The sequence below is a fragment of the Mesorhizobium sp. M7A.F.Ca.AU.001.01.1.1 genome (genome assembly GCF_004022735.1).
GTDB lineage: Bacteria > Pseudomonadota > Alphaproteobacteria > Rhizobiales > Rhizobiaceae > Mesorhizobium > Mesorhizobium ciceri.
This window is the reverse complement of record NZ_RZPF01000273.1, coordinates 1-7,672: the sequence shown is the minus strand read 5'-3', so window position 1 is coordinate 7,672 and position 7,672 is coordinate 1. Positions and strand designations below refer to the sequence as shown.

Below are 7,672 nucleotides of genomic sequence, written 5' to 3'. Positions count from 1 at the left end.
CCACGGCGCTGCTCAGGGCCGGCTGGAACACGGTATTCTGCGGACGCCGCAAATCCGTGCTGGATGCAGCCGTGGCTGAGGCCGGGTCCACCGACGCCAAGGCCCTGGCGGTTGCCTGCGATATCAGCAAGGCAGGCGAGGTCGACGATCTGTTCGAGACCGTGGCGGCGGCCTTCGGCCGTGTCGACCTGCTCTTCAACAATGCCGGCATGGGCTACAAATCGACGCCGATCGACGAGATACCGGTCGAAGTGTGGAACGATATCGTCGGCGTCAACCTCACCGGTTCGTTCCTGTGCGCCCGTGCCGCCTTTGGCGCCATGCGCAAGCAGAAGCCGATGGGTGGCCGCATCATCAACAACGGTTCGGTGTCGGCCTATGCGCCGCGCCCGGGCTCGGTGCCCTACACGGCGACCAAGCATGCCATCACCGGACTGACCAAGACGCTGGCGCTCGACGGTCGGCCCTATGACATCGCCTGCGGCCAGATCGACATCGGCAATGCGCTGACCGACATGGCGCAGCCGATGACGGTCGGTGTGCCGCAGGCCAATGGCTCGATCGCAGCCGAAGCGGTGATGGATGTTCAGCGCGTCGCCGACGCCGTCGTCCACATGGCCAGCCTGCCGCTCGACGCCAACGTGCTGTTCATGACCGTGATGGCGACCAAGATGCCGTTTGTCGGGCGTGGGTGAGCAGCCCGGTTCGCGTAAGCGAATTCATCGTGCCAGTGGCACGATGAAAGGCCGGCGAACGCTGGGACGCTGCGAAGCAGCGGGGACCCAGCCGGATGGTTTTATTTCCCGGCCAGCGGCACGCCGGGCTTGAACAGCAGAATGGGCCTGATCTCGTAAACGGCGGTGGGATTGACGCGGCGAAGGTCGCGGGCGATCGCGATGGCCTCGTCTCGCGTGGCGCAGTCGACGACATAGAGCCCGAGCAACTGTTCCTTGGTTTCGGCGAAAGGACCGTCGATGATCACACCGTCGCCCGGGCCGCGCAGGGTGATGGCATCCTGTGTTGCGCCCAGACGCGCGGACGGCCCCAGCGTGCCTTCCTCATGAAGCCGGGTGTTGATCTTCAGCAGGTCGGCCATAAGTGCTGCATCTTCCTGCGGCGTCAGCGCCTTGATCGCATCTTCCACGTGATAGGCAAGGATTGCGTAGAACATTTTATGTCACCTGCTTCGATCCTGATCCAGGGAGCGTAGCGGTTCCCGACACGCCCGCCCAGCCTTGGCCGTGCGTGTCCGGACAGATCATGACACCATCATTGTCGCCAGCCGCAACCACCCGGAAAGAGGCCACCGGCCTGCTTTGAAGCCTACTTCGCCAGGAACGCTCCGATCCGCTCCAGCGCGCGCAAGATGTTCTCCTCGGAATTGGCGTAGGAGAGCCTGATATAGCCTTCGCCGAGAATGCCGAAATCGGGACCGCCGATCAGCGCCACGCCGGCCTCGTCGAGCAGTGCCGAGGCGAGCTTCTTGGCCTTCCAGCCGGTCTTCGAGACGTTGGGGAAGGCGTAGAACGCGCCCTTGGGCGTGATGCAGGATATGTTGGGCAGGGCGTTCAGTCCCTCGACGACGATCTTCCGGCGGCGGTCGAAGGCGCGCATCATCTCGTCGACGTCGTCCTGCGGGCCGTCGATGGCGGCGATGCCGGCAAACTGGCTCGGCGCGTTGACGCAGGACCAGCAATTGACCGCCAGCTTGCGCACCTTGTCGTAGAGATGGGCGCCCTTGTCGCCATTCGGCCAGATCGACCAGCCCATGCGCCAGCCGGTCATCGCCCAGGTCTTCGACCAGCCGTTGAGCACGATCAGCCGGTCGCGGATTTCGGGAAAGCCGAGCAGCGAGCAATGCGTCTCGCCATCATAGGTCATGACGTCGTAGATTTCGTCGGAGAGGATGGCGACCTGCGGATGCGCCTCCAGCCCCTTGACCAGTTTCTCGATCTCGGCGCGAGGCGTGACGCCGCCGGTCGGATTGGCGGGCGAGTTGAGGATCAGCAGCCTGGTCTTCGAGGTGATCAGCGCCAGCGTCTCCTCGGCCGAGAAGGCAAAGCCGTTTTCTTCGCGCATCGGCACGGGAATGGGTGCCGCACCCGTGAACTCGATCATCGAGCGGTAGATGGGAAAGCCGGGGTCCGGGTAGAGGATCTCGGCGCCGGGCTCGCCGAACATCAGGATCGCGGCGAACATGGTCGGCTTGCCGCCGGGCAGGATCATCACCGTTTCGGGCGATATCTCGACACCGGTGGTGGTCAGCGTGCGGCGCACCACCGCCTCGCGCGTCGCCAGCAGGCCATTGGCCGGCGTGTAGCCGTGATGGCCGTCGCGCAGCGCCTTGATCGCCGCCTCGACGATGTGCTGCGGCGTCTTGAAGTCGGGCTGGCCGATGCCGAGATTGACGATGTCGCGGCCTTGTTGGGCAAGTGCTGTGGCCCTCGCAAGCACGGCGAAGGCGTTTTCCTCGCCAAGGCGGTCGAAGGCCGAAATCGTGTGGAGCATTTTTCCCGTCCGTGTGGTTCTTGCTGTTGGGTCGCGTTTTTGTGAGCCTCAGCCCGCAAAAGTCAAACGGATTGGAGCATTCGGTGTCGGAAAATCTCAGGGATTGGCAACCGCGTCCGCGGCCTGAACGCAAGACCATCGACGGTCGATACGTCCGGCTTGAACCGCTGAGCGCTGCAAAACACGGCGACGGCCTCTATGAAGCGTCCTCCGTGTCCGATATCGACGACCGCTTCGCCTGGTTGCCCGATTATCCGCCGGAGACCCGCGCCGCCTTCCAGCCATGGCTGGACAAAGTCGAGGCCAGCGAGGATCCGCTGTTCTTCACCGTCATCGACAAGGCCAGCGGCAAGGTCGCCGGACGCCAGACGCTGATGCGCATCGATCCGGCCTACGGCGTCATCGAGATCGGCAACATCTATTGGGGACCGCTCATCTCGCGCAAGCCGGGAGCAACCGAAGCGCAGTTCCTGTTCATGAAATACATCTTCGACGGGCTCGGCTATCGCCGCTACGAATGGAAGTGCAACAACCGCAACGAGCCATCGAAGCGGGCGGCCGAGCGGTTCGGCTTCAAGTTCGAAGGCATTTTCCGCCAGCATCTCATCGTCAAGGGTGAAAACCGCGACACTGCGTGGTATTCGATCATCGACAAGGAATGGCCGGCGCTGCGCAGTGCCTATGAGGCGTGGCTCGATCCGGCCAATTTCGATGGCGACGGCCGGCAGAAGCGACGGCTCGAGGATTTTCGCGCGGAATTCGGCGCTTAGGAGTTCACTATTGGCACATACCCACGATCACACCGGGCACGGTCACGGCCCTGGTCATGTGCATGGCTCGACCGACAAGAAACGCGTTCTGATCGCAGCCTGCCTGACCGGCGGCTTCATGGTCGCCGAGGCGCTTGGCGGCATCCTCACGGGCTCGCTGGCGCTGCTGGCCGATGCCGGCCACATGCTCGCCGATTCGATCGCGCTCGGCCTTGCCTGGTATGCGTTTCATCTTGGCGGCCGGCCGGCGACCGTTCGCCTCACCTATGGCTTCGGCCGGGTCAAGACGCTGGTGGCCTATACCAACGGCATCGCCATCTTCGTCATCGCGCTGTGGATCGTCTATGAAGCCTGGGGACGCCTGCAGGCGCCGGCGCCGGTGCTTGGCGGGCCGATGCTGGTGGTGGCGATCCTCGGCCTGCTGGTGAACCTCGGCTCGTTCTTCGTGCTGCATGGCGGCGACCGCGAGAGCCTGAACATGCGCGGCGCCATCCTGCATGTGCTTGGCGACCTGCTCGGCTCGGCGGCGGCCATCGCGGCGGCGCTGGTCATCCTGGCGACCGGCTGGACGCCGATCGACCCGATCCTGTCGGTCCTGGTTTCACTGCTGATCCTCTACACGGCGTGGTCGCTGATGCGGGAGGCCGCCCATGTCCTGCTCGAGGGCGTGCCGCCAAGCCTCGACCGAGATCTGATCGCCAGGGATATCCAGACGACGATCCACGGTGTACGCGAAGTGCACCACATGCATGTCTGGTCGCTCGACGGGACCAGCAATATGGCGACGCTGCATGCCTGTCTAGACGAGGGCGTCGATGCGCATCAGGCGGTGAGTGCCGTCAAGAAGCGGCTTGCCAGCGAGCACGGCATCAGCCATGCCACCGTGGAACCGGAATTCGGGCAATGCGCCGACGATGGCGACGAGCACGACCACGGGCACGAGCATGAAGCGGCTGCATATCACGACCACCATCACTAGGACCGGATCGATCGATGTCGATCGTCCTGCCTCAGGAGTTGCAAAACCTTGAAAACCAGCTTGACGAACGCCCATCCTCCGGACGCGGCATGATGGACCGCGACACCAGGAACGCGGTCATCGCTGCCGCGTGGATCATGCTGCTGTTCGGTATAGGCGCCTACTATCTGCCGACCGTGATGCTGGCACTCGGCAGCCTTTCCACTGTGCTGGCCGGCGCCTTTGGCATCGTCTTCGTGCTGGCGTTCTTCTCGGTGTTCTGGCTGCGCGCCCGCAACCAGCGCAAAAACCAGGGTAAATAGGCAAGGGATCTTCGACATGCGCATTCTGATCACTGGCGCCGCGGGTATGGTCGGCCGCAAGCTCATCGCCCGGCTGGCCAAGGACGGGACGCTGCGCGGGGGCAAGATCACCGCGCTCGATCTCCACGATATCGTGCCGCCACAGGCGCCGAGCCTGGATGGCGTCAGCGTCACGCTGCACACCGGCGATCTCGCCGAAGCGGGTGCCACCGAGCGCCTGGTCGCATCGCGCCCCGACGTCGTCTTTCATCTCGCCGGCATCGTATCCGGCGAGGCGGAGGCGAATTTCGAACTCGGCTACCGCGTCAATCTCGATGGCACGCGCGCCCTGTTCGATGCCATCCGGGTGGCGGGCTTTGCGCCGCGCGTCGTCTTCACCTCGTCGATCGCGGTGTTCGGCGCGCCGTTCCCGGACGTCATTCCCGATGACTTCCATCCGACGCCGCTGACCTCTTATGGTACCCAGAAGCAGATGAGCGAAGCGCTGCTGGCCGACTATTCCAGGCGCGGGTTCTTCGACGGTATCGGCATCCGGCTGCCGACCATCTGCGTGCGGCCGGGCAAGCCGAACAAGGCGGCGTCGGGCTTCTTCTCGGGCATCATCCGCGAGCCGTTGAGCGGCCATGAGGCGATCCTGCCGGTGCCGCGCTCGGTCGTGCACACGCATGCCAGCCCCCGCTCGGCGGTCAACTTCCTGATCCATGCGGCGGGGATCGACGGCAGCGCTGTCGGGCCACGCCGCAATCTGACCATGCCCGGCGTCGCCGTCACCGTCGGCGAGCAGATCGAGGCGCTGGAACGCATCGCCGGGCCGAAGGCGGTAAGCCTGATCCGCGAGGTTCCGGATGACACGATCTGGGCGATCGTCAAGGGCTGGCCGACGCGCTTCGAGGCAAAGCGGTCGCGGGAGCTCGGCTTCAGCGCCGAAAAGAGTTTTGACGAGATCATCCGCGCTCACATCGAGGATGAGCTCGGCGGCAAGATCGCGGGTTAAACTCCGACCCTCGTGGCGTCGGGCATCATCCGCCGCTCGCCAGGCTTGCCGACAGCAGCAGCAGTCCGAACAGGAACACGAAGGCGGCGCCGCCGATCTCGACGATCGAGTGGATGCGGTTGCCCATGCGGCCGTCGCCGGCGAAATAGACCGCCCAGTTCTTGGCGGTCACCGCCAGCGTCGCCAGTGCCGAAACGGTGATGGCGGTGCCCAGCGACATTGCCAGCACCGACAGCAGGCCGCCGAGCCAGAGGCCGTTGAGCAGGGCGAAGCTGAGCACGATCAGCGCGCCGGAGCAGGGGCGGATGCCGACCGCCGCCACCGCTGTCCAGGCCGTGCGCCAGTCGAAGCGGTCGCCTGACAGCAGCGCCGGATCGGGTGCGTGCGAATGGCCGCAGGTGTCGCAGACTTCGCCGGCCGCGTGATCGTGATGAGCATGATCGTGTTCGGCATGATCGTGATGATCGTGATGATCGTGCGAAGGGCCGTGCACATGGTCATGCGCGTGCAGCGCGTGCGAATGGGCATGCGCCGAATGGCTGTGAGCTGCATGGGAATGGCCGGCATGCGAATGCGCGCCGTGCGAATGACCCCCATGAGAATGACCCCCATGAGAATGACCGGCGTGAGAATGGCCGGCATGAGCCGCCGACAGGCTGTAGGCCGGGCCCTTGCCGAACAGACGCAGGACGGCGGGGCCGAGTTTGCGCCACAGCAGCCAGGCGCCGAACAGGGTGACGAAGACAAAGCTCATGATCTCCATGAACCAGGCTGCGTCCGTCATCGAGACGGAGGTGCCGCGCAGGACGAAATAGGCGACCCCCATCACCGCGACCGCGGTCAGGCCCTGCAGCAGCGCCGAGACGAAGGACAAGAGGATGCCGCGCCGCAACGCCACTTCATTGGCCACCATGTAGGACGAGATCACCGCCTTGCCGTGACCGGGGCCGGCGGCATGGAAAATACCGTAGGCGAAGGACAGGCCGACGAGTATCCAGATCTTGCTGCCGTCCTGGCGCATCGCCTTCATCGCCGTTGCCAGCGCGCGGTAGAATTCCTGCTGCCTGAGATTGATCCACATCAGGATATGGGCGAACGGGCCGGTGGTGGGCGCCATGCCGTCATTGACGCCGATGCCGAGCGAACTCTGGGCATGAGCCGCGTCGGCGAAATGCATCATGGCGACTGTGAGGGCCAACAGGCCGAATGCCAAACGCAGGGACGGTTTCGTCACCGGCTTCATCCTTCTGGCTGACAGGTCAGTTCGAGCTTGGTGGCGAAGATCTTGCTCATATCGGTGCCGGTCGGGTCATTGAAAAAGGCATCGGTGAGGGTCTTCTGGTTTTCCTTGATGGCCTCGTCGGGGTCGGGACGGACCACCTTGCTGGTGCAGTTCGAGGGCAGGCCTTCGACCGTGATGTTGGAGTCCTCGGTGAAGTCGATCGCCGTGTAGAATGTCGGATCGTAGACGCCGATATCGATTTTGCCGTTGAGCTTGATCGGCACCTTCGGTTCGGACTCGAACAGGATGATCAGCTGGTCGTTGTCGAAATTGGCCATCAGATGCGGCGGCGGCGTCATCGCCACGTCCTTGCCGTCGACGGTGACGAGCTGGAAGTAGTTGAACTCCGCCAGCGAGGCATGAACGGTGTCGGCGACTTCCTTCAGCTCCTTGTCGTCGAGCTTCAGGTCGGAGTTCTTGTCGAATTCCATCATCACCGTCGAGGAAAACAGGTCGTCGAAGCGCCAGAGATGACGCAGAGCCTTCACGCTTTGGTGATCGGGGGAGAGGATCACATCGAGGCGAGCCTCGGCGAAGACGTGTGGATGCACGTAAGCGGGTCCAGTGGCGGCAAAGCTAGCCGCCAAGGCCGAAGCCAGCATGATTGCGTGCCGTTTCAGGTGCATTCTCGGTCGCGATTCCCTAGGCCTCGGAAGAGTTGCCGAGAGTTACCAGAAAGGGGGCGAAATTGGGACCGCTGCTCGGCTGAAGTGGGTCAGGCAACTTCACGCGTCCTGAACCACTGCACCAGGAAGTCGACGAAAACGCGGACCTTGGCCGGCAGATAGCGGCGGTGCGGGTAGACGGCGAAGATGCCGCCGCCCGACAGGATACGGT

General features: G+C 64.0%; 9 protein-coding genes and 1 pseudogene. 5 read left to right on the top strand and 5 right to left on the bottom strand.

The genetic code is table 11. From position 1 onward, the window contains the following. Positions 1-695: SDR family oxidoreductase (locus EN884_RS17870; RefSeq protein WP_164895039.1), on the top strand; the 695-nt coding region annotated here is incomplete at its 5' end. Positions 696-796: 101 nt separating this feature from the next. On the opposite strand, the gene EN884_RS17865 is transcribed toward EN884_RS17870, so the two are convergent. After that, entirely contained in the window at positions 797-1,171 is a 375-nt protein-coding gene (locus EN884_RS17865) for a YciI family protein (protein WP_013529744.1), read from the bottom strand. Between the two features lie 152 nt (positions 1,172-1,323). Further along, positions 1,324-2,508: a pyridoxal phosphate-dependent aminotransferase gene (locus EN884_RS17860; protein ID WP_024502719.1), complete on the bottom strand. Its 1,185-nt coding sequence runs from the start codon at positions 2,506-2,508 to the stop codon at positions 1,324-1,326. Positions 2,509-2,591: 83 nt separating this feature from the next. Between EN884_RS17860 and EN884_RS17855 the strand changes: the two genes are divergently transcribed. The 4 genes from EN884_RS17855 (at position 2,592) to denD (ending at position 5,553) form a co-directional block, all read left to right on the top strand. Continuing rightward, positions 2,592-3,278, top strand: a complete 687-nt coding sequence (locus EN884_RS17855; RefSeq protein ID WP_063170329.1) for a GNAT family protein — start codon at positions 2,592-2,594, stop codon at positions 3,276-3,278. A 10-nt stretch (positions 3,279-3,288) separates the two neighbouring features. Then, on the top strand, positions 3,289-4,257 hold the full coding sequence (locus tag EN884_RS17850; protein ID WP_063168938.1) for a cation diffusion facilitator family transporter: 969 nt from the start codon (positions 3,289-3,291) through the stop codon (positions 4,255-4,257). 89 nt (positions 4,258-4,346) lie between these two features. Then, a complete protein-coding gene (locus EN884_RS17845) occupies positions 4,347-4,559 on the top strand; it encodes a hypothetical protein (RefSeq protein ID WP_013529748.1) in 213 nt (70 codons plus the stop codon). Between the two features lie 16 nt (positions 4,560-4,575). After that, positions 4,576-5,553 (top strand): D-erythronate dehydrogenase, encoded by a 978-nt coding sequence (gene denD / locus EN884_RS17840; RefSeq protein ID WP_024502716.1) that lies wholly within the window; start codon positions 4,576-4,578, stop codon positions 5,551-5,553. 25 nt (positions 5,554-5,578) lie between these two features. On the opposite strand, the gene EN884_RS17835 is transcribed toward denD, so the two are convergent. The 3 genes and pseudogenes from EN884_RS17835 to EN884_RS39590 all read right to left on the bottom strand — a co-directional run. Next, positions 5,579-6,796 carry a nickel/cobalt transporter gene (locus tag EN884_RS17835; RefSeq protein ID WP_013529750.1) on the bottom strand — a complete coding sequence of 406 codons (1,218 nt, stop codon included), beginning with the start codon at positions 6,794-6,796 and terminating at the stop codon, positions 5,579-5,581. Continuing rightward, positions 6,793-7,461: a DUF1007 family protein gene (locus EN884_RS17830; protein ID WP_027161413.1), complete on the bottom strand. Its 669-nt coding sequence runs from the start codon at positions 7,459-7,461 to the stop codon at positions 6,793-6,795. Before EN884_RS17830 ends, EN884_RS17835 begins: the two co-directional genes overlap by 4 nt. 89 nt (positions 7,462-7,550) lie before the next feature. Beyond that, positions 7,551-7,672 (bottom strand): annotated as a pseudogene (locus tag EN884_RS39590) (LysR family transcriptional regulator); the annotation flags it as partial.

What these genes read in the sequence shown, in the direction of transcription:
- EN884_RS17865 (WP_013529744.1), bottom strand. Translation starts at nt 1,171, where the DNA reads ATGTTCTACGCAATCCTTGCCTATCACGTGGAAGATGCGATCAAGGCG.
- EN884_RS17860 (WP_024502719.1), bottom strand. Translation starts at nt 2,508, where the DNA reads ATGCTCCACACGATTTCGGCCTTCGACCGCCTTGGCGAGGAAAACGCC.
- EN884_RS17845 (WP_013529748.1), top strand. Translation starts at nt 4,347, where the DNA reads ATGATGGACCGCGACACCAGGAACGCGGTCATCGCTGCCGCGTGGATC.
- denD (WP_024502716.1), top strand. Translation starts at nt 4,576, where the DNA reads ATGCGCATTCTGATCACTGGCGCCGCGGGTATGGTCGGCCGCAAGCTC.
- EN884_RS17835 (WP_013529750.1), bottom strand. Translation starts at nt 6,796, where the DNA reads ATGAAGCCGGTGACGAAACCGTCCCTGCGTTTGGCATTCGGCCTGTTG.
- EN884_RS17830 (WP_027161413.1), bottom strand. Translation starts at nt 7,461, where the DNA reads ATGCACCTGAAACGGCACGCAATCATGCTGGCTTCGGCCTTGGCGGCT.